Annotated in this window: 23 protein-coding genes; 9 read left to right on the plus strand and 14 right to left on the minus strand. The window is 67.4% G+C overall.

What is annotated here, in order from left to right; translation table 11 throughout:
* Positions 1-26 precede the first annotated feature (26 nt).
* The 4 genes from H5J31_RS07405 to H5J31_RS07420 are packed head-to-tail and all read right to left on the minus strand — an operon-like array spanning position 27 to position 4,111.
* Positions 27-842 carry a carbohydrate ABC transporter permease gene (locus H5J31_RS07405; RefSeq protein ID WP_181771720.1) on the minus strand — a complete coding sequence of 272 codons (816 nt, stop codon included), beginning with the start codon at positions 840-842 and terminating at the stop codon, positions 27-29.
* On the minus strand, positions 839-1,774 hold the full coding sequence (locus H5J31_RS07410) for a carbohydrate ABC transporter permease (RefSeq protein ID WP_181771721.1): 936 nt from the start codon (positions 1,772-1,774) through the stop codon (positions 839-841). Before H5J31_RS07410 ends, H5J31_RS07405 begins: the two co-directional genes overlap by 4 nt.
* Positions 1,774-3,114, minus strand: coding sequence for an ABC transporter substrate-binding protein (locus tag H5J31_RS07415; RefSeq protein WP_181771722.1), 1,341 nt, complete (start codon positions 3,112-3,114; stop codon positions 1,774-1,776). Before H5J31_RS07415 ends, H5J31_RS07410 begins: the two co-directional genes overlap by 1 nt.
* Positions 3,107-4,111 (minus strand): zinc-dependent alcohol dehydrogenase family protein, encoded by a 1,005-nt coding sequence (locus tag H5J31_RS07420; protein ID WP_181771723.1) that lies wholly within the window; start codon positions 4,109-4,111, stop codon positions 3,107-3,109. Before H5J31_RS07420 ends, H5J31_RS07415 begins: the two co-directional genes overlap by 8 nt.
* A gap of 129 nt (positions 4,112-4,240) precedes the next feature.
* On the opposite strand from H5J31_RS07420, the gene H5J31_RS07425 reads away from it, so the two are divergent.
* Complete coding sequence (locus H5J31_RS07425; RefSeq protein WP_181771724.1) at positions 4,241-5,221, plus strand: sugar-binding transcriptional regulator; 981 nt, start codon at positions 4,241-4,243, stop codon at positions 5,219-5,221.
* Here the strand turns inward: H5J31_RS07425 and H5J31_RS07430 are convergent.
* Positions 5,190-5,558 carry a winged helix-turn-helix transcriptional regulator gene (locus H5J31_RS07430; protein ID WP_181771725.1) on the minus strand — a complete coding sequence of 123 codons (369 nt, stop codon included), beginning with the start codon at positions 5,556-5,558 and terminating at the stop codon, positions 5,190-5,192. The genes H5J31_RS07425 and H5J31_RS07430 overlap by 32 nt on opposite strands.
* A 76-nt stretch (positions 5,559-5,634) precedes the next feature.
* Between H5J31_RS07430 and H5J31_RS07435 the strand changes: the two genes are divergently transcribed.
* The gene (locus tag H5J31_RS07435) at positions 5,635-6,225 is read left to right on the plus strand and encodes an NADPH-dependent F420 reductase (RefSeq protein ID WP_181771726.1); all 591 of its coding nucleotides are present in this window, start codon (positions 5,635-5,637) and stop codon (positions 6,223-6,225) included.
* A gap of 53 nt (positions 6,226-6,278) precedes the next feature.
* Complete coding sequence (locus tag H5J31_RS07440) at positions 6,279-6,935, plus strand: DUF2269 family protein (protein WP_181771727.1); 657 nt, start codon at positions 6,279-6,281, stop codon at positions 6,933-6,935.
* Positions 6,936-7,060: 125 nt separating this feature from the next.
* Here the strand turns inward: H5J31_RS07440 and H5J31_RS07445 are convergent, their stop codons facing one another.
* Positions 7,061-9,565 carry a DEAD/DEAH box helicase gene (locus tag H5J31_RS07445; protein ID WP_181771728.1) on the minus strand — a complete coding sequence of 835 codons (2,505 nt, stop codon included), beginning with the start codon at positions 9,563-9,565 and terminating at the stop codon, positions 7,061-7,063.
* A 156-nt stretch (positions 9,566-9,721) separates the two neighbouring features.
* Between H5J31_RS07445 and H5J31_RS07450 the strand changes: the two genes are divergently transcribed.
* A complete protein-coding gene (locus H5J31_RS07450; RefSeq protein WP_181771729.1) occupies positions 9,722-10,966 on the plus strand; it encodes a primosomal protein in 1,245 nt (414 codons plus the stop codon).
* A gap of 20 nt (positions 10,967-10,986) precedes the next feature.
* Here H5J31_RS07450 and H5J31_RS07455 read toward each other — a convergent pair whose 3' ends face one another.
* Positions 10,987-12,195, minus strand: coding sequence for an MFS transporter (locus tag H5J31_RS07455; RefSeq protein WP_181771777.1), 1,209 nt, complete (start codon positions 12,193-12,195; stop codon positions 10,987-10,989).
* A 111-nt stretch (positions 12,196-12,306) separates the two neighbouring features.
* Positions 12,307-13,407 carry an adenosine deaminase gene (locus H5J31_RS07460; protein WP_181771730.1) on the minus strand — a complete coding sequence of 367 codons (1,101 nt, stop codon included), beginning with the start codon at positions 13,405-13,407 and terminating at the stop codon, positions 12,307-12,309.
* Positions 13,408-13,617: 210 nt separating this feature from the next.
* Between H5J31_RS07460 and H5J31_RS07465 the strand changes: the two genes are divergently transcribed.
* Entirely contained in the window at positions 13,618-14,706 is a 1,089-nt protein-coding gene (locus H5J31_RS07465; RefSeq protein ID WP_181771731.1) for a PA containing protein, read from the plus strand.
* A 312-nt stretch (positions 14,707-15,018) separates the two neighbouring features.
* On the opposite strand, the gene H5J31_RS07470 is transcribed toward H5J31_RS07465, so the two are convergent.
* The 6 genes from H5J31_RS07470 to H5J31_RS07495 all read right to left on the minus strand — a co-directional run bounded on the left by H5J31_RS07470 (position 15,019) and on the right by H5J31_RS07495 (position 21,862).
* Positions 15,019-16,311 (minus strand): thymidine phosphorylase, encoded by a 1,293-nt coding sequence (locus tag H5J31_RS07470; RefSeq protein ID WP_181771732.1) that lies wholly within the window; start codon positions 16,309-16,311, stop codon positions 15,019-15,021.
* Positions 16,308-16,706 (minus strand): cytidine deaminase, encoded by a 399-nt coding sequence (locus tag H5J31_RS07475; RefSeq protein ID WP_181771733.1) that lies wholly within the window; start codon positions 16,704-16,706, stop codon positions 16,308-16,310. Before H5J31_RS07475 ends, H5J31_RS07470 begins: the two co-directional genes overlap by 4 nt.
* Position 16,707: 1 nt before the next feature.
* The gene (locus tag H5J31_RS07480; RefSeq protein ID WP_181771778.1) at positions 16,708-17,937 is read right to left on the minus strand and encodes an ABC transporter permease; all 1,230 of its coding nucleotides are present in this window, start codon (positions 17,935-17,937) and stop codon (positions 16,708-16,710) included.
* A gap of 38 nt (positions 17,938-17,975) precedes the next feature.
* Positions 17,976-19,064 (minus strand): ABC transporter permease, encoded by a 1,089-nt coding sequence (locus tag H5J31_RS07485; protein WP_181771734.1) that lies wholly within the window; start codon positions 19,062-19,064, stop codon positions 17,976-17,978.
* Positions 19,061-20,641, minus strand: a complete 1,581-nt coding sequence (locus tag H5J31_RS07490; RefSeq protein WP_181771735.1) for an ABC transporter ATP-binding protein — start codon at positions 20,639-20,641, stop codon at positions 19,061-19,063. The genes H5J31_RS07485 and H5J31_RS07490 overlap by 4 nt, the downstream gene beginning before the upstream one ends.
* 84 nt (positions 20,642-20,725) lie before the next feature.
* Entirely contained in the window at positions 20,726-21,862 is a 1,137-nt protein-coding gene (locus H5J31_RS07495; protein WP_181771736.1) for a BMP family lipoprotein, read from the minus strand.
* Positions 21,863-22,485: 623 nt separating this feature from the next.
* Here H5J31_RS07495 and sdhC point away from each other — a divergent pair.
* The 4 genes from sdhC to H5J31_RS07515 are packed head-to-tail and all read left to right on the plus strand — an operon-like array spanning position 22,486 to position 25,896.
* Entirely contained in the window at positions 22,486-22,929 is a 444-nt protein-coding gene (gene sdhC / locus H5J31_RS07500) for a succinate dehydrogenase, cytochrome b556 subunit (protein WP_081809635.1), read from the plus strand.
* Complete coding sequence (locus H5J31_RS07505; RefSeq protein WP_181771737.1) at positions 22,929-23,342, plus strand: succinate dehydrogenase hydrophobic membrane anchor subunit; 414 nt, start codon at positions 22,929-22,931, stop codon at positions 23,340-23,342. The genes sdhC and H5J31_RS07505 overlap by 1 nt, the downstream gene beginning before the upstream one ends.
* 29 nt (positions 23,343-23,371) lie before the next feature.
* Positions 23,372-25,126, plus strand: coding sequence for a succinate dehydrogenase flavoprotein subunit (sdhA, locus tag H5J31_RS07510; protein WP_181771738.1), 1,755 nt, complete (start codon positions 23,372-23,374; stop codon positions 25,124-25,126).
* Positions 25,126-25,896: a succinate dehydrogenase iron-sulfur subunit gene (locus H5J31_RS07515; protein WP_181771739.1), complete on the plus strand. Its 771-nt coding sequence runs from the start codon at positions 25,126-25,128 to the stop codon at positions 25,894-25,896. Before sdhA ends, H5J31_RS07515 begins: the two co-directional genes overlap by 1 nt.
* The last annotated feature ends 74 nt before the right edge of the window (positions 25,897-25,970 follow it).

Genomic DNA, 25,970 nt, shown 5'->3' on the forward strand with positions numbered 1-25,970 from the left:
CACTCACGACCATCCCGACCCAAGGCCTACTTGACCGCGCCCATCGACAGGCCGCGGACGAGGTGGTTCTGCGCGATCCAGCCGACGATCATCACCGGGAGTGACGCGAGCAGGGCGGCCGCGGACAGCTGCGCCCAGTACAGCCCTTCACTGGTGATGAACCCGACCAGGAACACCGGCACCGTCCCGGCACGCGCGGCGGTGAGGTTGACCGAGTAGAAGAACTCGGTCCACGAGAAGATCACGCAGATCAGCGCGGTCGCGGCCACGCCCGGCGCGACGACCGGCATGATGATCTTCCGGAGCAGGATCGGCAGGGTCGCACCGTCGATCCGGCCCGCTTCGATCATCTCGTGCGGCACTTCGAGGAAGAACGACCGCATCATCCAGATGGCCAGCGGCAGGTTCATCGACGTGTACAGGATGATCAGCGCCCACACGTTGTCCAGCAGCTGCGTGTTCTGCGAGATCACGTACAGCGGGATGATCGCCGCCACGATCGGCAGCATCTTCGTCGACAGGAAGAAGCCGAGGGCGTTGCTCGTCCCCTTCACCGGCGCCAGCGACAGCGCGTACGCCGCCGGGATTCCCAGCAGCAGCACGAAAAGCGTCGAAACGACGGTGACGAACGCGGAGTTCGAGAGGTACGGGAGGAATCCGCGTTCGAGCACCCCGGCGAACTGGTCCAGCGTCGGCTCGAAGAACAGCCGCGGCGGATCGGTGTAGGCGTCGGCCTCCTGTTTGAACGCCGTGAGGATCATCCACAGCAGCGGGAACACGAACAGGATCGCGATCACCCAGGTCACGGCCGTCAGCGCGCCCGGACCGAACCGGCGGTTCATTTCGCACCTCCCTGGACGGAGAACGCACGGAACATCAGTCGCAGCGCGAAGGTCGCCACGATCATCGTCAGGATCACGACGATCACGCCCATCGCGGACGACTGCCCGATGTCGAAACCTTGGAACGCGCGCTGATAGATGTAGAAGGGCAGGTTCGTGCTGGCCGTACCCGGCCCGCCCTGTGTCATCAGGAAGATCGCGTCGAAGCTGTTCACGATGTAGATCGCGCCCAGCAGCGTCGCCAGCTGCAGGAACCGGCTCAGATGCGGCAGGGTGATCAGGGAGAACGTCCGCCAGCGGCCGGCGCCGTCGACCGACGCGGCCTCCAGCACGTCCTTGGGCTGGCTCTGCAGCCCGGCCAGGATCAGCAGCATCATGAACGGCGTCCACTGCCAGACGACCTGGGCCATCACCGCGGCGAGCGGGAACTCCGAAAGCCAGTCGACGTCCGTGCCGAACACGAAGTGCAGCAAGCCGTACGTCGGGTCGAACATCGTCGTCTTCCACAGCAGCGCGCCCGCCGCGGGGAGGATCAGGAACGGCGTGATCAGCAAGGTCCGGACGACGCCACGGCCGAGGAACTTACGGTCGAGCAGGATCGCGAGTCCCAGGCCGAGCAGCAGCGAGAAGAACACGCAGACGACCGTGAGGACGACGGTGTTCAGCAACGCGCCGAGGAACGTCGAGTCGGCGAAGACGTCGATGTAGTTCTGCAGTCCGACGAAATGCCGGGAGCCCGGCCGGACCAGGTTCCACGACTGGAACGAGTAGATCACCGTCAGCACGAACGGAAGCTGGGTGACGGCGACGACGAACAGCAACGCCGGCAGCAGCGGGAGCCTTCGTTTGAACGGCGTGTCGGTGCCTCGCTTCGGAGCCGCCGTCTTGGCGTGGGCGGGCTCGGTGCGGGCAGGAGCGGAGAGCGTGGACATCACTGCACCTCCTGATACGACTTGCCGACGGTCTGCGCGTACTCCTGCGACTGTTTCAGTGCTTCGTCCACGGTGATCTGGCCCGCGATCGCCGCCGAAAGCTGCTGGCTCACGCGAGTGCCGAGATCCTGGAACTCGGGGATGCCGACGAACTGGATCCCGGGGTACGGCACCGGATTCGCCATCGCCTTCTGCTGGTTGGCGTCCGCGATCCCGTCGAGCGTGGGCTGCGCGTAGGCCTTGGCGGCCTCGCGATACTGAGGGATGTCGTAGGTCGACTTCCGCACTCCCGGCGGCACGCGGTTCCAGTCGCCGAACTGCTGGGCGACCCGCTGCACGTAGGCCTTGTCGGTCATCCAGGCCATGAACTTGAAGGCGGCGTCCTTGTCCTTGGCGACCTTCGGGATCGCCAGCGCCCAGGTGTAGAGCCAGCCGCTCGCCTGCGTCTTCTCCACCGGTGCCGGGGCGTACCCGGACTTCCCGACGACCTTGCTGGCCGACGGATCCTCGTTGGTCCCGGCCATGACCGTCGCGTCGTACCACATCGCGGCCTGTCCCTGCGTGTACCGCGTGCCGCATTCGGAGAAGCCCGCGCTCGACGCGCCGACCTCGCCGTGGTTCCGGACGAGGTTCACGTAGAACTCCGCGGCGGCCTTGAATTCCGGGCTGGTCAGCTTGGCGTTCCAGTCCTTGTCGAACCATTGCGCGCCGAAGGTGTTGGCGACCGTCGTGAACGGCGCGAGGCTCTCACCCCAGCCCGGCTTGCCGCGCAGGCAGATCCCGGCGAGGCCCTTCGACTTGTCGTCGAGTTTCGCCGCGAACTCGGCGATCTGCGACCAGGTCGGCTTGGCGGGCATCGTGATCCCGGCCTGTTCGAACAGATCCTTGCGGTAGGCCAGGAACGACGATTCGCCGTAGAACGGCACCGCGTACATCGATCCGTTGTGCGACAAGGATTCCTTGATACTCGGGATGAAGTCGGCCGAGTCGTAGGAGGGATTCGCCGCGATATGCGGCTCGAGGTTTTCGAGCCAGCCGTTCGCCGCCCACTGCGGGGCTTCGTAGTTGCTGATCATGACGACGTCGAACTCGCCGCCTTCGGTGGCCGTCGACGCGGTGATCTTCGCGCGGGCCTGGTTTTCCGGCAGCGAGACGAACTTGAGGGTGACGCCGGGATTGGCCTTCTCGAACTCGCCCGAGAGCTCGATGGCGTCCTTCATCTGCGGGTTCGCCACGATCCCGACCACGAGCGTCCGGTCACCGGTTCCGAGCGCACCCGCGCCCGCGCAGCCGGTGAGGGTCAGCAGAAGTACCGCGAGCAGAGCGACGGTTTTACGCACTTTCGCCTCCCGGTAAGACCTGCACCTTCAGGCCGGCGCCGCTCCTCATGAGGGCGAGCGCGTCGGGGTACCGCTCCAGCGGCAACGTGTCGGTGAGCAGGGCGCCGGTGTCGATGGCGCCGTCGGCGACCAGGTCGAGCGCGGCGCCGTAGCTGTTCATGACGGCCATCGAGCCGACCACGGTGATCTCGTCGTTGTAGATCCGGAACGGCGACAGCGCGACGCGCGCTTCGGCGGGCGCGACACCGAAGACCAGCAAGCGTCCACCGCGGTGGAGCGAGTCGAAAGCCGCTTCGATGGCGGGTGCGGCGCCGGTGCAGTCCGCGGCGGCGTCGAACTTCTCGTCGTCCAGTTCCTTGACGTCGCCCGCGACGGCGACCGCGCCGAGGTCCTTCGCCCGGCCGAGGCGGGAGGTGTTGCGATCGACCACCGTGACGTGCGCGCCCGCGCGCTGCAGCAGCTGCTGCATGATCAGGCCCATCGTGCCGGCGCCGACGACGAGGAACCGCTCCCCCGCCTCGACGCCGATCCGGCGGACCCCGTGGACGGCGCAGGAGACCGGCTCGACCAGTGCGCCCTGTTCCCAGGTCATCGTGTCGGGCATCCGGTAGCAGTTCGCCGAGGGGACGGCGACGTATTCGGCGAACGCGCCGTTCACGGTGTCCCCGGTCGCGTTCCAGTTTTCGCAGAGGTTGCCGCGGCCGGACCGGCAAGGCTTGCAGTAACCGCAGAACAGCGACGGGTCGACGGCGACGCGGTCGCCGACCTTCCAGCCACCCGGCACGTCGGCGCCGAGTTCGACGATCTCGCCGGCGAATTCGTGGCCGGGGACGATCGGATAGGGCGTCGGCGGGAAGTGCCCGTCGGCGATGTGGAGATCGGTCCCGCAGATACCGCAGGCACCGACCTTGACGACGACCTGGCGATCCCCCGGTTTGGGATCGGGTACCTCGCCGACCCTGATCTCCCCGGGCTTGTCCACGATCGCGGCACGCATGCCAGCTCCTCTTCTCTCCGCTCAAATGAGCGGGCCAGGCTTATGCTTCAGACTGCATGTTCAGGCATGGTGAACTTTTCCCAGTTGTTACGTCAACCTTTCGTGGCGATTTCGCGCTATAGTGCTCATATGAGCGGGAAGAAACAGGGTCCCGGCCTGGTGGAATCACTACGCCTGGCCGCGGTGGCGCGGCGGTTCTACGAACAGGGCGCCTCGAAACTCGAGATCGCCGACGAATTCGGCATCAGCCGGTTCAAGGTCGCCAGAATGCTTGATACAGCGCGGGAAAGCGGCATCGTCAAGGTCGAGTTCCATCTCCCGGCGCCGGTGGATCTCGTCCTTTCCGAGGAGATCCGCGCGGCGTACCGGCTCGATCGAGTACTCGTGCTCGAACGAGCACCGGAGCCCGAACCGCGCGAAGCGGCGCGAAGGAAGATCGGCACGCTCGCGGCTCGACTTCTGTCCGAAATCGTCACTCCCGGCGATGTTCTCGGCCTGTCTTGGGCACGTTCCGTGAACGCGATGACCGACGCGATCCACTCGCTGCCGAAATGCCCGGTCGTGCAACTGTGCGGAGTCCAGGCGGGTATGGACATGCGGGACCGGTCGGTGGAAACGGTCAGCCGCGTCGCTTCCGTGTCGGGCGGCGAGGCGTACCCGATCTTCGGTCCGCTCGTCCTCCCCGATCGCCGCACCACCGAGACGCTGCGAAGGCAGCCCGGGATCGCGGAGACGTTCGGCCAGTTCAAGAACCTGACGAAGGCCGTCGTCAGCATCGGCGCGTGGAAGCCCGAAGAGTCCACGGTCTACGACGCGCTCGACGAGGCGGAGCGGAGTTCGATAGCGAAACGCGGCGCGAAGGCGGAGGTCTCCGCGCGCCTGTTCGACGCCGACGGGACGCCGATGTCCACCGGACTGGCCCACCACGTGCTCGCCATAAGCGCCGAAGAGCTGTTGGCCGTCCCCGAGGTGATCGCGCTGGGCTACACGGAGCCGAAGGCCGAAGCCATCGACGCCGTCCTCCGCTCCGGCATGGTCTCGACCCTGATCACCGACGCCGCCGCGGCCATCCCGCTGCTCAAGCTGGCCGAGGCCCGCCCGCTCGCCTGACCGCTTCGTCCTGGGCGGCCATCACGTCGTCGCCGTGCCGGAACGCCCACTCGCCGAAGGCCTCGATCGGTCCGAGCAGGCTGGTTCCGAGGTCCGTCAGCGAGTACTCGACCTTCGCCGTCCGGCCGCAGTCGCGCCTGCTGACCAGGCCGTTGAACTCCAGCCGCCGGACCGTTTCGGTGAGCACCTTCGTGCTGATCCCGCCGAGCCGCCGCCGCAGTTCGGCCGGCCGGAGCGCGCCGTCGCGCAGCGCCCACAGGACGACCGGGTTCCACGTGTTCGCCATCAGGTCGAAGGCCAGGCGCGCACGGCAATCGGCGAGGAAGACGTCGTCCATGGGACCTCCGGTAACCATTCGGTACCCGCGCCGCTTTCTACGGTCGTCGCTGTAACTCGATCATAGGGAGCGGCACATGCGTATCGGGATTTTCGGCGCGGGCGGGATGGCGGAGGCGCTCGGCGGCCAGTGGGCCGCGGCCGGGCACGAGGTGATGGTCGCCGCACGCGACCGGGCCAAGGCCGCCGAGATCTCCCCGCGAGTGGGGACCTGGGCGGAAACGGCCCGTGCGAGCGACGTGATCCTGCTCGCCGTCCCGGCGGCGTCGGCGACGGAAGTCGTTGCGGCGGCCGGGAACCTCGCCGGGAAGGTGCTGATCGACTGCACCAACGCGGTCGGTCCGGGTGCCGTCCTCACGGTGCCGGATCAGGCGGCGCGGATCGCCGCGGCCGCGGAGGGCGCGCACGTGGTCAAGGCGTTCAACCTGTGTCACGTGGACGTCTGGCGGATGACTCCGCCGGTGTTCGGCGGCCGCCCGCTGGCGGTGCCGCTCTGCGGCGACAAGGTCGACGAGGTGAGCGAACTGGTCCGCGACCTCGGCTGCGTACCGCTGCACGCCGGCGGACTCGACCGGGCGGGACTCATGGAGGCGACCATGGCGTTCATGGTCGGCCTGTGGTTCGACGGCCACGACGCCCAGGCCTGCTTCCCACCGCTTCCGGGCTGATCTCAGGGTCGTCCCGGATGTGCCGAGCGGGCGCTCACGCGAATCTGTCCGGCGTGAAGACGAAAACCTGGCGACAGCTGACCGTGTGGCTGCATGTCATCACTTCGGTGGCCTGGATGGGCGAAGCGCTGGCGCTGTTCACCCTCCTGGCGATCAGCCGCACCACCGACGACGGCGCGACCCGCGTCGCGGCGACCTCGATGGCGCACGAGATCGACTCGCTCCTTCTGGCGCCACTCGCCAACGCGTCGGCCTTCACCGGCTTCATGCTCGCGGCGGCGACAGCCTGGGGTTTCACCCGGCACTGGTGGGTGCTGTCGAAGTTCGCGATCACGCTCGTCCAGCTCTACGCCGGGATCTTCCTGCTTTCCGGTGCGCTGCGGGACTCCGTCGAGGCGGCGCGGGCGGGCGAACCCGAGCCCACTCCCCTGGCCTTGATCGTCGGCACCGCGCTGATGGCGAGCGCACTCGCGTTCCAGGCGTGGCTTTCGGTGGCGAAGCCGTGGGGCAAGGCTCGGGCGGGCGTGAAGCCGCCGACGGCGCCGACGTGGGTCTTCGTCGCCGCCGTCGGCGCGCCGATCGTCGACATCACCGCGGGTCTGCTCCTCGGCTACCCACTGCCCGCGCTTTCGCTCATCGTGCTGATGGTGCGGTTGGTGCAGCGGCGGCGGGAACTCCGTCCGCAGCCCGCCCCGGTTCGCGTTCCTTGAGGGGAAGTCGTGTCGCGTGTCGTGACTTGGCCTCGGGTCTCACGGAAGGGGTTGCGAAAGCCACTTTCGCAACGTTGAAGGTTGCGAAAGTGGCTTTCGCAACGTGAACGCGGCGGACCCACGCCTCAGAGGCTGTTCACGTCGGTGATCCGGATGACCGCGGAGCCAGCCTCGTCCGAAGCCGCCAGGTCGACGTCTGCGCTGATGCCCCAGTCGTGGTCGCCCGCCGGGTCGTCGAAGATCTGCCGCACACGCCAGATCTCCTTCTCCTGCTCGATGATCAGCAGCGCGGGTCCGCGCGCGTCGGGGCCGATGCCGAGGGTTTCGTGCTCGTCGAAGTAGTCCTCGATGGCGTCTTCCCACGCGTCGGCGTCCCAGCCCGAGGCCGCGTCCAGCTCGCCGAGTGTGCCGTACGCACGCCGCGAAGCCAGCTCCACCCGACGGAACAACTCGTTCCGCACGAGCACCCGGAAGGCCCTCTCGTTCCGCGTGACCGCGGGCGGTTCGGACGGCGGCCTTGCCGAAACCGGGCCTTCCTCTTCGGGATGCCGCAAGGCTTCCCACTCGTCCAGGAGGCTGGAGTCGACCTGGCGCACCAGTTCGCCCAGCCATTCGATGAGGTCCTGCAGTCCCTCGTTCTTGGCCTCGTCGGGGACCGTGTGCCGGAGCGAGTCATAGGTGTCGGTGAGGTACCGCAGCACCAGCCCTTCCGACCGCGCGAGCTGGTAGAAACCGATGTACTCCACGAAGTTCATCGCACGCTCGTACATGTCGCGCACGACGGACTTCGGCTTCAGCTCGTAGTCGTCGACCCACGGATGCCCTTGCCGGTAGCGGGAATACGCCGCCTCCAGCAGCTCTTCCAGCGGCTTCGGGTACGTGACGTTTTCGAGCAGTTCCATCCGCTCGTCGTATTCGATGCCTTCGGCCTTCATCGCCTGCACGGCCTCGCCACGCGCCTTGAACTGCTGCTGCGAGAGAACCGGTCGCGGATTGTCCACAGTAGATTCCACAATGGACACGACGTCGAGCGGATACGACGGCGACTCCAGGTCCAGCAGTTCGATCGCGGCCAGCGCGAACGGTGAAAGCGGCTGGTTCAAGGCGAAGTCGAACTGCAGGTCGACGGTGAGCCGGACGATCCGGCCCTGTTCGTCGGGTTCATCGAGCCGCTCCACGACGCCCGCGGCGAGCAGCGCGCGGTAGATCGCGATCGCGCGCAGGATCAGTTTCCGCTGAGCGGGACGGTCCGAGTGGTTGTCCTCCAGCAGATGCCGCATCGAGTCGAAGGCGTTGCCCGGCCGCGAAATGACGTTCAGCAGCATGGAGTGGGTGACGTGGAAGCTCGACGTCAGCGGTTCCGGATCGGCCGCGATCAGCCGGTCGAAGGTGCTCTCCGTCCAGTTGACGAACCCCTCGGGCGCCTTCTTGCGGACGATCTTCTTTTTCTTCTTGGGATCGTCTCCCGCCTTCTCCAGCGCCTTGGCGTTTTCGACGACGTGGTCCGGCGCCTGCACGACGACGTAACCGTCGGTGTCGTAGCCCGCCCGGCCGGCGCGCCCGGCGATCTGATGGAACTCACGCGCCTTCAGATGCCGTTGCCGCACACCGTCGTACTTCGTCAGCGCGGAGAAGACCACTGTGCGGATAGGTACGTTGATGCCGACGCCGAGCGTGTCGGTCCCGCAGATCACCTTCAGCAGCCCCGCCTGCGCGAGCTGCTCGACCAGGCGCCGGTACTTCGGCAGCATGCCGGCGTGGTGCACGCCGATGCCGTGCCGGACCAGCCGCGACAGGGTCTTCCCGAACCCGGCGGCGAAGCGGAAGTCGCCGAGCATCTCGGCGATGGCCTCCTTCTCCGCCTTGGTGGTGACGTTGATGCTCATCAGCGTCTGCGCGCGTTCGATCGCCGCGGCCTGCGAGAAGTGCACGACGTAGACCGGCGACTGGCCGCCGTTGAGCAGCTCGGACATCGTCTCGTGCAACGGCGTCAGCGCGTAGCGGAAGGTCAGCGGCACCGGTCGTTGCGCCGAGGTGACCACCGCGGTCGGGCGGCCGGTCCGGCGGGTGAGATCTTTTTCGAAGAACGAGACGTCGCCGAGCGTCGCCGACATCAGCACGAACTGCGTGTTCGGCAGTTCCAGCAGCGGCACCTGCCACGCCCAGCCGCGGTCGGGCTCCGAATAGAAGTGGAACTCGTCGGCCACGACCTGGCCGACCGGCGCGTCGGCACCGAACCGCAACGCCATGTTCGCCAGGATTTCCGCCGTGCAGCAGATGATCGGCGCGTCGGCGTTCACCGCGGAGTCGCCGGTCATCATGCCGACGTTCTCCGGGCCGAAGATCTCGATGAGCTGGAAGAACTTCTCCGAGACCAGCGCCTTGATCGGCGCCGTGTAGTAGCTGCGGCGGCCGTGTGCGAGCGCGGTGAAGTGGGCTCCGACGGCGACCAGGCTCTTTCCCGAGCCCGTCGGCGTCGACAGGATCACGTTCGCCCCGGAGACCACTTCGATGATGGCCTCCTCCTGCGCGGGGTACAGCTCGAGCCCGCGCTCGGCCGTCCAGGTGGAGAAGGCTTCGAACAGCGAGTCGGGATCGGGATCCGCAGGCAGGAGGTCTGTAAGAGTCATCAGAGGACCTATCGTGCCATCCGTTGGTCGCTTCTTGCCCAGGGGTGATCGCGCCCTTCGCCGGAAACCCGTAGGCTTCGCGGTACCGCGCACCCATCGGGCAGGATGCATCATCCGATCGCGCGTACACAGGCGGTAATCCGAGAGGGCTAAGGAATGGCACAGGACATCATCCCGATCGAACTCGGCCTGCCACAGGGTGACGTCGTCACTCTCTGGGCGCCGCGCTGGCGGGAGGACGGCGAGGAGTGGGAAGCCTTCCTCGGCGACGAGGAGGACCTGTACGCCTTCCCGGACGCCGCGCATCTCGCCGCGTTCGTGCGGACCTCCGAGCAGCACGACCTGCTCGACCACCCCGCGTGGGACGTCGTGCCGGCACTGAACGTGCCCGAGCTGATCCCGGACGACGACCACTCCTACGACCTCGTCGGCGTCCCCGAACTGGTCGCCGACAAGCCGGACCAGTGGACGCTCGGTGAGCTCGCCGAGATCATCGGCATCGTGCGTTCGCTCGCGGACGTCTGCGAACTGGACGACGTCCACGAGGTCCTCGACGCGCACGAGAGCTTCTCGCTGCTGGACCAGGGCACGCTGCCCTTCTCCGGCCGCGACGGCGAGCGTCTGTGGGCGGACCTGTCGCAGGCGGTCTCCGAGAAGTGGGACGTCGTGCTCGACGCGATCGACGGTCTGGTGACCGCTCCCGACGTCGACGAGAAGGTGCTGGAGCAGACGGCGGAGGAGCTCGCGACCTTCCTCGCGGAATCCGCCGAAGCCGAGGCGGCCGCCGCCGAGGACGACGACCTCGAAGACGTCGACGCGGACGACGAGGAAGACGACGAGCCCGTCGGCTTCTGGGGCGAGGTCGGCATCGACCCGATCAAGATCATCACCTCCGGCGCCGAGTACTACACGCTGCGCTGCTACCTCGACGACAAGCCGGTCTTCCTCGGCAGCGAAGGCGAGATCGACGTCTTCACCTCCGAGAAGGCGCTGATCCGCGCGATCGCGGACGGCAAGGAGCTGGGCGACAACGACCTCGCCCAAGTGTCCACTTGGGACGAGGTGACCACGAAGGCCACCGCCGGTGAGCTCGAGATCGACGTCGACATCGAGAACACCTACGTGCTGAACGGGCTCGGCGACGACATCGCCGAAGGCCCCGAGTCGATCGACCCGACCCAGCTGGAGCTGGCCGTCGAGCTGATCACCGACGCGGCCGAGTGGGCCGAGGACGACAGCGTCGAAACCGCGCTGGCCGCCAACGAAAGCCTCGGCTGGCTGGTGTCGTTCGTGCTGCGGCCGGACCCCACACGCCTCGAGCCGAGTGCTCCGTTCGACGCCGAGCAGTCCGAATGGCGCAAGCTCGTCGAGACCTTCGAGAACCGTCTCACCGTGCTCTGATCCATCCTGCGAAAAGCCCCTCAGGTTCGTCCTGAGGGGCTTTTTTCGTCCCTCACGGGCACCAGGGCGACGGCCAGCACCGGGAAGACCGCGGCGACACAGAAGGCCAGGGCGTAGCGCGAATCGCCGATCACGAGTCCCAGCATCGGCGGCGTCAGGGCGGCGGCGATGTTCTGTCCGGTGTTCTGCGTGCCCATCGCCCGCCCGGCCCACGCGATCCCGGCCATCTCCGCGGACGCGGTGAAGCCGAGCCCGTTGTCCGACACGGTGATCACCGCGGCCAGGACGAGCGCGAGCAGCACCAGCCACGGCCAGGTCGCGTCCCCGAGCGCGACCAGGAGCATCACCGCGGCGCTCGAAACGGCCAGCTGCCGCATCGGCCGCAGCCTGCTGCCGACGCGATCGGACCAGTAGCCCGACGCGAGCCTGCCCAGCGCGCCGAGGATCTGCACGGCGCCGACGAACCAGCCCGCGGACGACGGCGTCCAGTGGTACACGGTCACCAGGTACACCGGCGTGAACGCGGAGACCGCGAACTGCGGGACCACGAGCAGCGCGCTCGCGCCGTGGACCCGCCACAGCGCGGGCTTCCGGTACGGAGACGGCGGCTTCTCCGTCGTCCCGGGCACGGCCTCCGGACGGGGCGGGTCGATCAGGAGCCACGCGACCAGAAGCGCGACGACGACGGCCGCGACCGCCGGCAGGAGCAGGGAGGCCTGGAACCCCCAGCGATCCGCGATCGGCGGGAGTCCGAAGGCGGCGACCCCCACTCCGAGCGGCTGGGCCGTCTGGCGGATGCCCATCGCGAAGCCGCGTTCGGCCGGGCCGAACCAGCCGAGGACGGCCCGGCCGCTCGCGGCGTTCACTGACGCTGTGCTCGCACCGGCGAGCAGAAAGACCCCAAAGAGAACCCCGAGCGAGTGATCACCGGCGGCCGCGTACACGAGGAGTAACCCCGAGACGCCCAGCCCGATGGCCATGACCAGACGCTCTCCGTAACGGTCCGCAGCCGCGCCCCACAGGATCAAGGTGAACAGGAGGCCAATACTCGGCGCCGCGACCACGGTCCCCGCCTCGGCGAGGGTCAGCCCCTCCGCACGCTGCATGGACGGCACGAGGAACGGGATCCCGTAGAGGAACGAACAGCTCGCGGTCTGCGCGGCGAGGCCGAGCGCGAGGATGAGCCAGCGTCGTTTTCCGCCGATCCCCACGTCCACGACCTGCGCCATCGTCGCCACCGTTTCACTATATGGGAAAGTTCTCCTATATAGTGAAATATAGTTGGCCATGCTAACGAACGCAACCGCCGTCCCGGCGGCCGCGTCGGCACCCCCGGGCCGTCAGCGGAGGGCGGCGTAACCGGGTTTGATCACCGTGTTGATGATGTCGAGCCGCTGGTCGAAATCGAGGAACGCGGATTTCATCGCATTGATGGTGAACCACTCGAGATCGGCCAGGCCGAAGCCGAACGCCTCGGCCAGCGCGGCGAATTCGCTGGTCATCGAGCAGCCGCTCATCAGGCGGTTGTCCGTGTTGACGGTGACCCGGAAGCGCAGCCGGGTGAGCAGGCCGATCGGATGTTCGCCGATCGAGCGCACCGCTCCGGTCTGGACATTGGACGTGGGGCAGATCTCCAGCGGGATCCGGCGGTCGCGGACGTAGGCGGCCAACCGTCCCAAATGGACCGTGCCGTCACTGTCGGTCTTGATGTCGTCCACGATGCGTACGCCGTGACCGAGCCGTTCCGCACCGCAATGCTGAATCGCCTCCCAAATGGACGCCAGCCCGAACGCCTCCCCCGCATGAATGGTGAAATGCGCATTATTCGTCCGCAGAAACTCGAATGCGTCGAGATTTCTGGTAGGCGGAAATCCATCTTCCGGTCCGGCGATGTCGAACCCGACGACGCCGGCGTCCCGGTAGCGGACGGCGAGACCGGCGATCTCGAGCGCGCGGGCATGCTGGCGCATCGCGCAGAGCAACGTCCCGATCCGGATCCGGCCCCCTCCGGCCGCCACTCTCCGTTCACCTTCCGCGAACCCCGCCTGAATAGCCTCGACCACCGCATCGAGTGACAGGCCGCGTTCGACGAAGAGTTCGGGGGCGTAGCGCACCTCGGCGTAGACGACGCCGTCGGCCGCGAGGTCTTCGACGGCCTCCGCTGCCACTCTGACCAGCGCTTCCTCGGTCTGCATCACGCCGCAGGTATGGGCGAACGTCTCAAGGTACGAGACGAGCGAGCCGGAATCGGCGGCCTCGCGGAACCAGCGGCCGAGCGCGACGGGATCGCTGGTGGGCAAAGCGGTGTAACCCGTTCGATCGGCGAGTTCGGCGACCGTCGCCGGGCGCAGGCCGCCGTCCAGGTGGTCGTGCAGGAGAACCTTCGGAGCGCGGGTCAGTACCGCCTCCGGGATGCGGGAACTGGTGCTTTCAGAGGACATACGTAACGGTAACCAGCCTGTCATTCCCCTACATGGCGGTAACTCTCATGCTCGACTTAACCCTCAGCTTTGTCGATCACGGGCTGAATCGGCCATCAGGGGCAGAGCTCGGCATTGTCCGATACCCGGGGGCCATACGCACAGCAATTTCGCAATGGATAAGCTTCACGTCACGTCCCTCCCATTTCCCCGCCCACGAAGGACACCGCAGTGACCACTGACAACCACATTGCAGCCCCGTCCTTCGACCGGATGCGCAACATGCTGGTGCGCGCGGCCGAAGTGCGTGAGAGCGAACAGCAGCAGATCTTCGACGCGCTCGACGACATCTACGCCCGCCTGGCCCCGGTCGACTCGCTCGGCGCGGTCCGGAAGCGGCTCTCGGAGATGCCCGACCGCACCGAGACCAGCGTGCTCGCCGAACGCCTCGACGAGACCATGTCGCGGCTCGAAGCGCAGGACAACGCGATCGCCGCGCTGACCCGCGCCGTCGAGAGCATCGTCGACAAGCTCGCCAAGCCCTTCGCCCAGCTCGACGGCCGCCTCGACGGCATGGCCGCGAAGTTCGAGGGTGTCGCGGGCCGGATGGACGGGCTCGAGGACAAGCTCCAGAACATCCACCGCCGTCTCGACGAGCTCGGCGCGCACCTCGACAAGCAGGACGTCAAGACGGACACGCTGCCGCAGTCGGTGATCGGCCCGGTGCGCGAGCGCGTCGAGCAGGCCGAGTCGGTGCTGCGCGACCGCGTCGACACCGTCGACCGCGAACTGCGCACCCGCGTCGAGAACCTCGACAAGGCCACCAAGGAAAGCCTCGCCGCGAACGCCGACGCGCTGAAGACCGCGCTGACCGAGACCGGCGAGATGATGGACGCCTCGGAGCGCCTCGACGGCCTCGGCGACCGCCTCGAGAAGGTCACCTCGCGGCTCGACACGCTGGCCGAGCGCCTCGACAAGGTCGAGGACGGCTTCACCGGACGCCTCGGCGACCTCGACGGCTCGATCCGCAGCGGCCTGTCGAAGGTCGAGAGCACCCTGCAGAAGCAGCCGGACACCGACTCGGTCGACACGCTGGTCCGCAAGTCCAACGACGAGTCCGTGCGCCGCATCGGCGGCCAGCTGGACGAGGCCATGGCGACCTTCGCGGAGCTGATGCTCGGCGGTGGCCCGGCCGTGCAGCAGATCTCCCCGCCGCCGCCCGCCCCGCGTCAGCCGCGTCGCAGCTCCCGCAACGGCCGCGCGCCCAAGGCGGCCGACGCCAAGGCGAAGGCCGACGGCACCGACGAGACCACCGACTGACGTCTCTCTCCTTCGCGTTTAGTCCTCTGGTTGTGGTAGTTCGTACTACGCACTTCAGCACGCAGAGGACGAAACGCGACGGGTGAGGTCTCTCCCCTACGCGCTGAAGGCCCCCTTCCTCCCGGCTCCGCCGACGGAAGGGGGCCTTCACGCTTCCCCGCCCCCACCCCGCCGACCTGCGTTTAGCGGGCTAATCGCGATCTGGTGCTCGCGTTTCGCCCTCTGAATGCGGTAGTTCGCATTACGCACTACAGCATCCAGAGGGCGAAACGCGGCGGGTGCGGGTGGGCCGGGCGACCTGCGTTTAGCGGGCTAATCGCGATCTGTGGGCCGCACCGTCTCCAGCACCAGGGGCGTGGCCGCAGGGGCCTCGGAGGCGACCGAGTAGGCGTCGGTGAGGGCGGCGAGGGCCGACGGGACGGCGTCAGGGGTGTCGGTGTGCAGCTCCAGCAGGGGCTGCCCGGCCTCGACCTCGTCGCCCGGCTTCGCCAGGCACAGCACGCCGGCCGCGGCCTGCACCGGATCCTCCTTGCGCGCCCGTCCGGCGCCGAGCCGCCAAGCGGCGACCCCGACCGAATACGCGTCCAGAGAAGCCAGCACGCCGTCCGAAGGCGCCTCGACGACGTGGACGTGCCGAGGCCGCGGCAACGCCGCCTCGGGGTCCCCGCCCTGTGCGGCGATCATCCGGCACCAGGTCTCGTAGGCCCGTCCGGAAGCGAGCACCGCGGCCGGGTCCACATCGGACAGACCCGCCAGCGCCAGCATCTCCCGCGCCAAGGCCACGGTCAGCTCGACGACGTCGGCCGGGCCGCCGCCGCGCAGGACCTCGACCGACTCCGCGACCTCGATCGCGTTGCCGACGGCGTACCCGAGCGGCACGTTCATGTCCGTGATCAGCGCAGTCGTCGCGACGCCGTGCGCGGTCCCGATCTCCACCAGGGTCCGCGCGAGCTCCCGAGCCTGCGGCAGCGTCTTCATGAACGCGCCCGAACCGGTCTTCACGTCCAGGACGAGCCCGGCCGAGCCTTCCGCGATCTTCTTGCTCATGATCGAGCTGGCGATCAGCGGGATCGACTCCACCGTCGAAGTCACGTCCCGCAGCGCGTACAGCTTCTTGTCCGCGGGAGCCAGTCCCTCGGTGGCCGCGCAGACGACGGCGCCGACGTCGTCGAGCTGCCGGATGATCTCCGACGTCGACAGCGCGGCACGCCAGCCCGGAATCGACTCCAGTTTGTCGAGCGTCCCGCCGGTGTGCCCGAGGCCGCGCCCGGACAGCTGCGGCACCGCCGCCCCGCAGGCCGCCACGAGCGGCGCCAGCGGAAGCGTGATCTTGTCGCCGACGCCGCCGGTCGAATGCTTGTCGATCGTCGGACGGCTGACCTTCAGGTCCAGCCGCTCCCCCGAGGAGATCATCGCGCCGGTCCAGCGCGAGATCTCGCCGGAGTCCATCCCCCGCAGGAAGATGGCCATCGCGAGGGCGGCCATCTGTTCCTCGGCGATGTCGCCGCGCGTGTACGCGTCGATGGTCCAGTCGATCTGCTCGTCGGTGAGCCGCCCGCCGTCACGCTTCGCGCGAATGATGTCGACGGCGGCGAAAGTGCTCACTTGTTCTCCGGCAGGTCGTCGGGGCCGAACGCGTCCGGCAGCACCGCGGACATCGGCAGGATGCCGCTGGGAGTGTCCACAAGGCACTCCGCGCCGCCGTGCTCGAACAGGATCTGACGACAGCGACCGCACGGCATCAGCAGATCGCCGTCACCGCTGCGGCACGCGACGGCGACGAGTTTGCCGCCGCCGGTCAGCCGCAGCTGTCCCGCCATCGTGCATTCCGCGCACATTCCCAAGCCGTACGAAGCGTTTTCGACGTTGCAGCCGACGACGATCCGGCCGTCGTCCACGACACCGGCGACGCCGACGTGCAGGCCCGAGTAAGGCGCGTACGCCGACTTCGCCGCTTCAACGGCTTGCGCCCGAAGGGCTTCCCAGTCGTATTCCGCCATGTCAGTCCTCACCTCGCCGGTAGAGGGCGCCGTCCGCCTTGGGCGGCCGCAGCCGCTGCGAAGCCACCGCCAGCACGATCAGCGTCACGAAGTGCGCGGTGTACGGGATGAGGTCGCTGGGCAGGTCGTCGTTGGTCCAGTAGATCGCGTACAGCAGGCCGGCGCCGACGACGCCGAGCGCGGAAGCGATCCACTGGCGGCGGAACAGCTGCACGGCCACGATCACGGCCAGCAGGATCACCGCGCCGTACAGCAGCGCGAGCACCGCGGTGCCGCCACCGGCGAGCTGGAGACCGTCCGCGTACCCGAACAGCGCCGCGCCGCCGAGCAGGCCGCCCGGCCGCCAGTTTCCGAAGATCATCGCCGCGAGGCCGATGTAACCGCGGTTGTTGGTCTGGTTCTCCAGGTAGTCCGCGCCACCGGCGAGCAGCACGAGCGACGCGCCACCCATTCCGGCGAGCCCACCGGAGATGATCATGGCGACGTACTTGTGCAGGTAGACGTTCACCCCGAGGGACTCCGCCGCGACCGGGTTCTCACCGCAGGACCGCAACCGGAGGCCGAAACGCGTGCGCCACAACACGAGGTAGCTGATCGGGACCAGCGCGATCGCGATCATCGTGAGCGGCGCGACCTCGGTGACCAGTCCATTGAGGACACCGGCGAGGTCGGAGATGAAGACGCGCTGCATCTTCTCCAGATCCGAGAGCCAGTCCGAGAGGAACGTCGCCGAATAGGTGTCGAACTTCGGCACCGGCGGCGACTGGCGCGGGTTCCCCGAAAGGGGGGTGAACACCAGGTTCGCCAGATACTTCGCGACACCGAGACCGAGCAGGTTGATCGCCACACCGGAGACGATGTGGTTGACGTTGAAGGTCACCGTCGCGACGGCGTGCAGCAGGCCGCCGAGGGCGCCGAACACGACCGCCGCGAGCAGCCCGGCCCAGACACCGCCGTAGAACGCGCCCCACGCGGCACCCCAGGTGCCGAGGATCATCATGCCTTCGAGACCGATGTTGATCACGCCCGCGCGTTCGGCCCAGAGACCGCCGAGGGCGCACAGCAGGATCGGCAGCGCCAGCCGCAACGCGGTGTGCGCGGTGTTCGTCGAGGTCAGCGTGTTGACGCCGGTGGCGTACGACGCGATCGCCAGCACACCGACCGCCAGCAGTCCCCAGATGGCGCCCTTGGCCCATCCCGGAATGCGGCGCTTCTGCCGCTTCACCGGCATGGTCGTCCCGCCCGCGTTGGACGAAAGAACATCCGTGCTCACACCGCACCTCCCTCGGAAACGCTGGAACCCTTACCCGCCAGCGCGCGACCGACGCGTCGCTGTTCGGCGGCCAGGTCCGCGCGGCGCACGATCTCGTACGCGATGACGACCGACAGCACGATCACGCCCTGCATGATGACTGCGATCTCCTTGGACACGTTGATCTGCTCCAGCGACACCGCGGACCGGTCGAGGAACGCCCACAGCAGGGCGCCCAGCGCGATCCCGGCCGGATGGTTGCGGCCGAGCAGGGCGACCGCGATGCCGGTGAAGCCGTACATCTGGGTCGAAGTGATGCCGTAGGTGAAGTCGCGGCCGAGCAGTTCCGGCATCGCGATCAGACCGGCGACACCACCGGAAAGCAGCATCGCGATCAGCGTCATCTTCTTGGCGTTCACGCCGCCCGCGGCGGCCGCCGTCGTCGATTCACCACTGGCCTTCAGCTCGAAACCGAAGCGGGTCCGGTTGAGCATGAACCAGTAGGCGGCGCCGATCAGGATCGCGATGATCACGAACCCGAACAGTTCGCCGGAGCCGATCGGGATACCCGGGATCCGGCCGGAGGCGGCGATCTCGCGGGTGGCGATGTTGTTGCCGGTCTGCACGCCGAACTGGTCGGCGTTGACCAGGAACGCCACGATGCCGCCGACGATCGCGTTCAGCATGATCGTCGAGATGACCTCGGAAACGCCGCGGGTCACCTTCAGCACCGCCGGGACCGCGGCGTAGAGCATGCCGCTCAGCACCGCGACGACGAGGATCGCCAGCGTGTGGATCACCGGCGGCAGCTGCAGCGCCCCGCCGATGATGGCGGTGACGATGGCGGCGAACCGGTACTGGCCCTCGACACCGATGTTGAAGAGGTTCATCTGGAAGCCGATGGCCACCGCGAGACCGGACAGGTAGTACACCGTCGCGAGGTTGACCGTGTCGACCGCGGTCGAGCCCTTGAACAGCTGCCCGAGCATGGTGCCGTACGCCTCGAGCGGGTTCGCGCCCGAGATGATCAGCGCGATGGCCGTCAGGATGACGGCGAAAACGATCGCGAGCAGAGGCGGCAGCAGCCTCGTACGCCAGGAACTCACGACACACCTTCTTCTTCGGAGTCTTCGGAAGCACCCGTCATCGCGGAGCCCAGTTCCTGCGGGGTCACGGTCGCGGGGTCGGCCTCGCCGACCAGCCGTCCGCGGAGCATGACCTGGATGGTGTCGGAAAGCCCGATCAGCTCGTCGAGGTCGGCCGAAACCAGCAGTACGGCCAGCCCGGCCGCCCGTGCCTGGCGGATCTGTTCCCAGATCAACGCCTGCGCGCCGACGTCGACACCGCGCGTCGGATGCGACGCGATCAGCAGCACCGGGTTCCCGGAAAGCTCGCGGCCGACGATCAGCTTCTGCTGGTTACCACCCGAAAGCGCCGCGGCCGGGACGTCGATCCCCGGCGTGCGGACGTCGTACTGCTCGACGATGCGGCGGGTGTCCTCACGCGCGCCGGCGATGTCGAGCAGCTGGCCCTTGGCGACCGGTTCCCGCGTCTGGTAGCCGAGGATCCGATTGACCCACAACGGCTGGGTGAGCAGGAGACTGTGCCGTGTGCGGTCTTCGGCGATGTAGCCGATGCCGGCCTCGCGGCGGGAGAGCGTCCCCAGTTTGTGCAGTTCGATGGTCTTGCCGTCGGTGTCGACGAGTTCGATCCGGCCACCGCCCTTGCGCATGCCCATGATCGTCTCGACGAGTTCGGTCTGACCGTTGCCCTCGACGCCGGCGATGCCGAGCACCTCACCCGCGTGCACGGTGAAGGAGATGTGGTCGAGGACGTTCCGCTCGGAACCCTCGACGCTCAGGCAGACGTCGTCCAGGCGCAGGACGTCCCGATCGGTGACGGTGGACTCGCGGGTCTCGGGGCTGGGCAGTTCCGAACCGACCATCATCTCGGCCAGCTGGTGCGAGGTGATCTTCTTCGGATCGGCCGTGCCGACCGTGGTGCCGCGGCGGATCACGGTGACCGTGTCGGCGATCGCGCGCACCTCGTCGAGTTTGTGGGAGATGAAGAGGAAGGTGAAGCCTTCCGCCTGCATCCCGCGGACGGTCTCGAACAGCGCGTCGACCTCCTGCGGGACGAGCACCGCGGTGGGCTCGTCGAGGATGATGATCCGCGCGCCGCGGTAGAGGACCTTGACGATCTCCACGCGCTGGCGATCGGCGACGCCGAGCTCTTCGAGCAGCACGTCCGGGCGGGCGTTCAGGCCGACCTGTTCGGCGAATTTCGCCAGCTTCGCCCGGGCCGCGCGGCCGATGCCGTGCAGTTTCTCGGCGCCGAGGAAGACGTTCTCCCCGACGGTGAGGTTGTCGGCGAGCATGAAGTGCTGGTGCACCATCCCGATACCGGTCTTGATGGCGTCCTGCGGGTTGCGCAGTTTCACCACTTCGCCGTTGATCGCGATGCTGCCCTCGTCCGGCTGCTGCATGCCGTAGAGGATCTTCATCAGGGTCGATTTGCCCGCGCCGTTCTCGCCACAAACGGCGTGCACCTCGCCCTTGGTGACGGTGAGGTTGACGTCGGAGTTGGCCACCACACCCGGGAATCGTTTCGTGATCCCGGTCAGCTGCACGGCCGGTTCACCCCGGTCGGGGGCGTCGGTGACCTCGGCCTGGGGAGCGCTCATGAAAAGCCATCCAGTTCTGGAAGAGAAACAGGTGGGGGCTCGGAAGGGTGGTTCACCCTCCCGAGCCCCGCTGCAAGGAAAACCTTACTTCTGCGGCTTGTCCGACACGGTGATCGCCCCGGAGACGATCTGCGCCTTGTAGCCGTCGAGGACGTCCTTGATGTCGTCGATCTTGCCACCGGAGGTGGCGTAGCCGACGCCGTCGACCTTGAGGTCGAAGCGCTTCGGCAGCGACGTCAGGTCACCCTTGGCCAGAGCGCGGAGGTAGTCGAACACCGCCACGTCGACGCGCTTGAGCATCGAGGTGATGATGACGTCCTTCGACGCCTCGACCGTCTTCTGGTTGTACTGGTCGGAGTCGACGCCGATGGCGAGCGCGTTGCCCGTCTTCGCGGCCTCGAAAACGCCCTTACCGGAGGCGCCGGCGGCGTGGTAGACCACGTCCGCGCCCTTGGAGATCTGCGCCGCGGCCTTCACGTTGCCCTTCGCCGGGTCCTGGAACCCGGAGAAGTCACCGGCCGGGGTGAGGTACTCGTCCTCGATGACGGCCTTGGACGAAGCGGCCTTCACACCCTGCAGGAAGCCGGCCTCGAACTTCTGGATCAGCGGCGTGTTCACGCCACCGACGAAGCCCACGTGGCACTTCTTCGACTTGTAGGCGGCGGCGACACCGGCCAGGAACGAACCCTGCTCTTCGGCGAAGACCAGCGGGGTGACGTTCGGGGCCTTGACGGAGTCGTCGTCGACGATCGCGAACTGGATGTTCGGGTACTTCGGCGCGATGGCGCCGACGGCCTTGGCGTAGGCGAAGCCGACCGCGATGATCGGGCTGAAGCCCTGCGAGGCGAGCTGGTCGAGACGCTGCGACTTCGCGGCCTCGTCCTCGGACGTCGCCGCGGTGCTCTCGCTGACGGCGGTGACGCCGAGTTCGGCCTTGGCCTTGTCGGTACCGGCGGCGGCGGAGTCGTTGAACGACGCGTCGCCACGACCGCCGACGTCGAAGGCCAGTGCGACCTTGAGCTTGCTGCCGTCGACCTTCTCGGTCTGGGCGGTGCTGCTCGAGGCGGCGGCCGCGGCGGGCGGCTTCGGCGCCGTCACGCAGCTGGCGGACTGGTCCCCAGTGCTCGCGTTGTTGTTATTCCCCGCACCAGAATCCTTCGCGCACCCGGCCAGTACGAGTGCACCGGCCATGGTGACGGCGGCCAGCGCGGTTCCACGCATGCGACGCAACGTGTGTCTCCCTCCCCGCTGATCCAGCGGATGGTCCGAAGAAACGACCCGGCGACACTGCCGGGTTCGACCGAGAGACGGTACCTAACGGCCGCTTGGCAGCCATAGGAAAGGCACGCTACGTAACACAAACGTTTACTCATGAGTCGTAAGCGCGACGAATGGAGTACTGACGGTGATCACAACGGAGTAATCGCGTGCCGCAGACGGCCCCTCGACCGACTGACGGTCCGGCGATCATTACGCACCGTTCAGGGTGCCGGAGCGGGTGACCTGCGACGGTCGCCCAAGATCAGTCTCGACGTCGCGAGGGTCACCACTCTCGGTGATCGCCTCCGCGATCGACACCCCCATCGAGCGTCCACAGTGGACGAACTGGTGAGTTAGGGGTCCGCGTCACTCGATCGTGCGACTGCCCCGATGTCTGGTCCATCACACAGACGAACCCGGAGGTGAGCCCACCGTGAGGTGCGGGTCTAGCATCCTTTTATCCACGCTCGATGACCATGATTTCGGCACCGTCGCCGGAGCCGTCCCCAGGTGGGCGACCCGGCGGCAGGCGCGGAAACCAGCGGTCAGCGGGCCCAAGCCATGACGTTGGAGGCCGTTCACCGATGTCCACCACGGCTAGCACCGCCACCGAGGCGGCCGCGAGCGATCGGGCGGGTGCCTCACGCCGGCAAGGGACGTTCTACCGGGGCGACCCCGGTATGTGGTCCTGGGTGCTGCACCGCATCACCGGCGTGCTGACATTCTTCTTCCTCTTCGTGCACGTGCTCGACACCGCGCTCGTGCGTGTGTCGCCCGACACGTACAACGAAGTCATCGAGACCTACAAGACCCCGCTGGTCAACCTCCTCGAGGTCGGCCTCGTCGGCGCCGTGCTGTTCCACGCGCTCAACGGCATCCGGGTCATGCTGGTCGACTTCTGGGAGAAGGGACCGAAGTTCCAGAAGCCGATGCTCTGGACGATCCTGGCCATCTGGGTCGTGGTGATGATTCCCGGTGCCTTCTTCATGATGAAGCGCACCGTCGAGGTTATGTTCGGGGGGCACTGATGTCTGAACTCGCACTCGAGCGCCCGCGCGCACCGAAGCGCGCCGCCGCCCGCCGCAGCAACTTCGAGCTCTACAGCTGGCTGTTCATGCGCATCTCGGGCCTCGCCCTGATCGTGCTGGTGCTCGGCCACCTGTTCATCATGAACATCCTCGACGGCGGCGTGCACCGCATCAACTGGGGCTTCGTCGCCGGCCGCTGGGCTTCGCCGTTCTGGCAGTTCTGGGACCTGTCGATGCTGTGGCTCGCCGAGATCCACGGCGGCAACGGGCTGCGCACGATCATCGACGACTACGCCCGCAAGGACAGCACCCGGTTCTGGCTGAAGATCGTGCTCTACGTCTCGATGGTGCTGATCCTCGCCGTCGGCACGATGGTGATCTTCACCTTCGATCCCGGTATCTCGGCCAACTGACGCCCACCACAGGTAAGCGGAGCATTCCTATGCAGTTCCACAAGTACGACGTGGTGATCGTCGGCGCCGGTGGCGCCGGCATGCGCGCGGCCATCGAATCCGGCCAGCGCACCCGCACCGCGGTCCTCACCAAGCTCTACCCCACGCGTTCGCACACCGGTGCCGCCCAGGGCGGCATGTGCGCCGCGCTGGCGAACGTCGAAGAGGACAACTGGGAATGGCACACCTTCGACACGATCAAGGGCGGCGACTACCTGGTCGACCAGGACGCCGCCGAGATCATGGCGAAGGAGGCCATCGACGCCGTCCTCGACCTCGAGAAGATGGGCCTGCCGTTCAACCGGACGCCCGAAGGCAAGATCGACCAGCGCCGCTTCGGCGGGCACACCCGTGACCACGGCAAGGCCGCGGTGCGCCGCGCCTGCTACGCCGCGGACCGCACCGGGCACATGATCCTGCAGACGCTCTATCAGAACTGCGTCAAGCACGGCACCGAGTTCTTCAACGAGTTCTACGTGCTGGACCTGGTCCTGACCCCGGACGAGGACGGCAACCCCGTCGCCTCCGGCGTCGTCGCCTACGAGCTGGCCACCGGCGAACTGCACGTCTTCCAGGCGAAGTCGATCGTGTTCGCCACCGGCGGCGCGGGCAAGATCTTCAAGACCACGTCGAACGCGCACACCCTCACCGGTGACGGCCTCGGCATCATCTTCCGCAAGGGCCTGCCGCTGGAGGACATGGAGTTCTTCCAGTTCCACCCGACAGGTCTGGCCGGGCTCGGGATCCTCATCTCCGAGGCCGTGCGCGGTGAAGGCGGCATCCTCCGCAACGCCGACGGCGAGCGGTTCATGGAGCGCTACGCCCCCACCATCAAGGACCTCGCGCCGCGCGACATCGTCGCCCGGTCGATGGTGCAGGAAGTGCTGCAGGGCCGCGGTTGCGGGCCGAACAAGGACTACGTCGTCCTCGACGTCACGCACCTGCCCGAGGAGACGCTGAACGCGAAACTCCCGGACATCATGGAGTTCTCGCGGACCTACCTGGGCGTCGACCCGGTCACCGAGCCGGTGCCGGTGTTCCCGACCTGTCACTACGTGATGGGCGGCATCCCGACCAACATCCACGGCGAAGCCTTGCGGGACAACGAGAACGTCATCCCCGGCCTGTACGCCGCGGGCGAGGTCGCGTGTGTTTCGGTGCACGGCTCGAACCGTCTCGGCACCAACTCGCTGCTCGACATCAACGTCTTCGGACGTCGCGCCGGCATCGCCGCCGCCGAGTACGCGCTGGCGCACGACTACGTCGAACTGCCGGAGAACCCGACCACCGTCGTCGAGGACCAGCTGTCGCTGCTTCTCTCGGAGCACGGTGACGAGCGCGTCGCCGACATCCGCACCGAGCTGCAGAAGACGATGGACTCCCACGCTTCGGTGTACCGCACGGAGGACACGCTGAAGCAGGCGCTGACCGACGTGCAGTCGCTGAAGGAGCGCTACAGCCGGATCACCGTGTCGGACAAGGGGAAGCGGTACAACACCGACGTCCTCGAAGCCGTCGAGCTGGGCTTCCTGCTCGAACTCGCCGAAGTCCTCGTCGTCGGCGCCCTGGCGCGCAAGGAATCCCGCGGCGGACACGCGCGCGAGGACTACCCGACCCGCGACGACACGAACTTCATGCGGCACACCATGGCTTACAAGCAGGGCGAAGGCCTGTCGGCGGACGTCCGTCTCGACTACAAGCCGGTGACCTTCACCCGCTACGAACCGATGGAGCGGAAGTACTGATGACCACGGCCACCCCCGAGAAGTCGGAGGCCGTGTCCTCCGACCACACGCCGATCACCGTCACGCTGAAGATCCTGCGGTTCAACCCCGAGATCGACAACGAGCCCCACTGGGAGTCCTACGACGTCCCGGCGCAGCGCACCGACCGGCTGCTGAACCTGCTCTTCTACGTGAAGGACTACATCGACGGGACGTTCTCGTTCCGCCGCTCGTGCGCCCACGGCGTCTGCGGGTCCGACGCGATGCAGATCAACGGCATCAACCGGCTGGCGTGCAAGGTCCTGATGAAGGACCTGCTGGAGACCGGCGGCAAGAAGACCGTCATCACCATCGCGCCGATCAAGGGCCTGACGACGCTCAAGGACCTTTACGTCGACATGGACCCGTTCTTCGAGGCCTACCGTGCGGTGAAGCCGTACCTCATCGCCTACGGGAACGAGCCCACGCGCGAGCGGATCCAGTCGCAGGCCGACCGCGACCGGTTCGACGACACGACCAAGTGCATCCTGTGCGCCTGCTGCACCTCCTCGTGCCCGGTGTACTGGAACGACGGCTCGTACTTCGGCCCGGCCGCGATCGTCAACGCGCACCGGTTCATCTTCGACTCCCGTGACGAGGGCGCCGAAGAGCGTCTCGACATCCTGAACGACTCCGAAGGCGTCTGGCGCTGCCGGACCACCTTCAACTGCACCGACGCCTGCCCGCGCGGGATCCAGGTGACGAAGGCGATTCAGGAAGTTAAGCGCGCCCTTCTCTTCAAGCGCGTCTAACCACCTCTGCTGGCGCCCTAGCTGCGCGGCTGTCCGTGAAGGCCTCCTTGAGGGACCCAGGGTCCCTCAAGGAG

This window comes from Amycolatopsis pittospori (genome assembly GCF_013870525.1).
GTDB classification, from domain to species: Bacteria; Actinomycetota; Actinomycetes; order Mycobacteriales; family Pseudonocardiaceae; genus Amycolatopsis; species Amycolatopsis pittospori.

Excerpts from the sequence above, each read along its gene's own strand:
- H5J31_RS07405 (WP_181771720.1), bottom strand. The coding sequence starts at position 842 with ATGAACCGCCGGTTCGGTCCGGGCGCGCTGACGGCCGTGACCTGGGTG.
- H5J31_RS07410 (WP_181771721.1), bottom strand. The coding sequence starts at position 1,774 with ATGTCCACGCTCTCCGCTCCTGCCCGCACCGAGCCCGCCCACGCCAAG.
- H5J31_RS07420 (WP_181771723.1), bottom strand. The coding sequence starts at position 4,111 with ATGCGTGCCGCGATCGTGGACAAGCCCGGGGAGATCAGGGTCGGCGAG.
- H5J31_RS07425 (WP_181771724.1), top strand. The coding sequence starts at position 4,241 with ATGAGCGGGAAGAAACAGGGTCCCGGCCTGGTGGAATCACTACGCCTG.
- H5J31_RS07430 (WP_181771725.1), bottom strand. The coding sequence starts at position 5,558 with ATGGACGACGTCTTCCTCGCCGATTGCCGTGCGCGCCTGGCCTTCGAC.
- H5J31_RS07435 (WP_181771726.1), top strand. The coding sequence starts at position 5,635 with ATGCGTATCGGGATTTTCGGCGCGGGCGGGATGGCGGAGGCGCTCGGC.
- H5J31_RS07445 (WP_181771728.1), bottom strand. The coding sequence starts at position 9,565 with ATGACTCTTACAGACCTCCTGCCTGCGGATCCCGATCCCGACTCGCTG.
- H5J31_RS07450 (WP_181771729.1), top strand. The coding sequence starts at position 9,722 with ATGGCACAGGACATCATCCCGATCGAACTCGGCCTGCCACAGGGTGAC.
- H5J31_RS07455 (WP_181771777.1), bottom strand. The coding sequence starts at position 12,195 with ATGGCGCAGGTCGTGGACGTGGGGATCGGCGGAAAACGACGCTGGCTC.
- H5J31_RS07460 (WP_181771730.1), bottom strand. The coding sequence starts at position 13,407 with ATGTCCTCTGAAAGCACCAGTTCCCGCATCCCGGAGGCGGTACTGACC.
- H5J31_RS07475 (WP_181771733.1), bottom strand. The coding sequence starts at position 16,706 with ATGGCGGAATACGACTGGGAAGCCCTTCGGGCGCAAGCCGTTGAAGCG.
- H5J31_RS07480 (WP_181771778.1), bottom strand. The coding sequence starts at position 17,937 with ATGCCGGTGAAGCGGCAGAAGCGCCGCATTCCGGGATGGGCCAAGGGC.
- H5J31_RS07490 (WP_181771735.1), bottom strand. The coding sequence starts at position 20,641 with ATGAGCGCTCCCCAGGCCGAGGTCACCGACGCCCCCGACCGGGGTGAA.
- H5J31_RS07495 (WP_181771736.1), bottom strand. The coding sequence starts at position 21,862 with ATGCGTGGAACCGCGCTGGCCGCCGTCACCATGGCCGGTGCACTCGTA.
- sdhC (WP_081809635.1), top strand. The coding sequence starts at position 22,486 with ATGTCCACCACGGCTAGCACCGCCACCGAGGCGGCCGCGAGCGATCGG.
- H5J31_RS07505 (WP_181771737.1), top strand. The coding sequence starts at position 22,929 with ATGTCTGAACTCGCACTCGAGCGCCCGCGCGCACCGAAGCGCGCCGCC.
- sdhA (WP_181771738.1), top strand. The coding sequence starts at position 23,372 with ATGCAGTTCCACAAGTACGACGTGGTGATCGTCGGCGCCGGTGGCGCC.
- H5J31_RS07515 (WP_181771739.1), top strand. The coding sequence starts at position 25,126 with ATGACCACGGCCACCCCCGAGAAGTCGGAGGCCGTGTCCTCCGACCAC.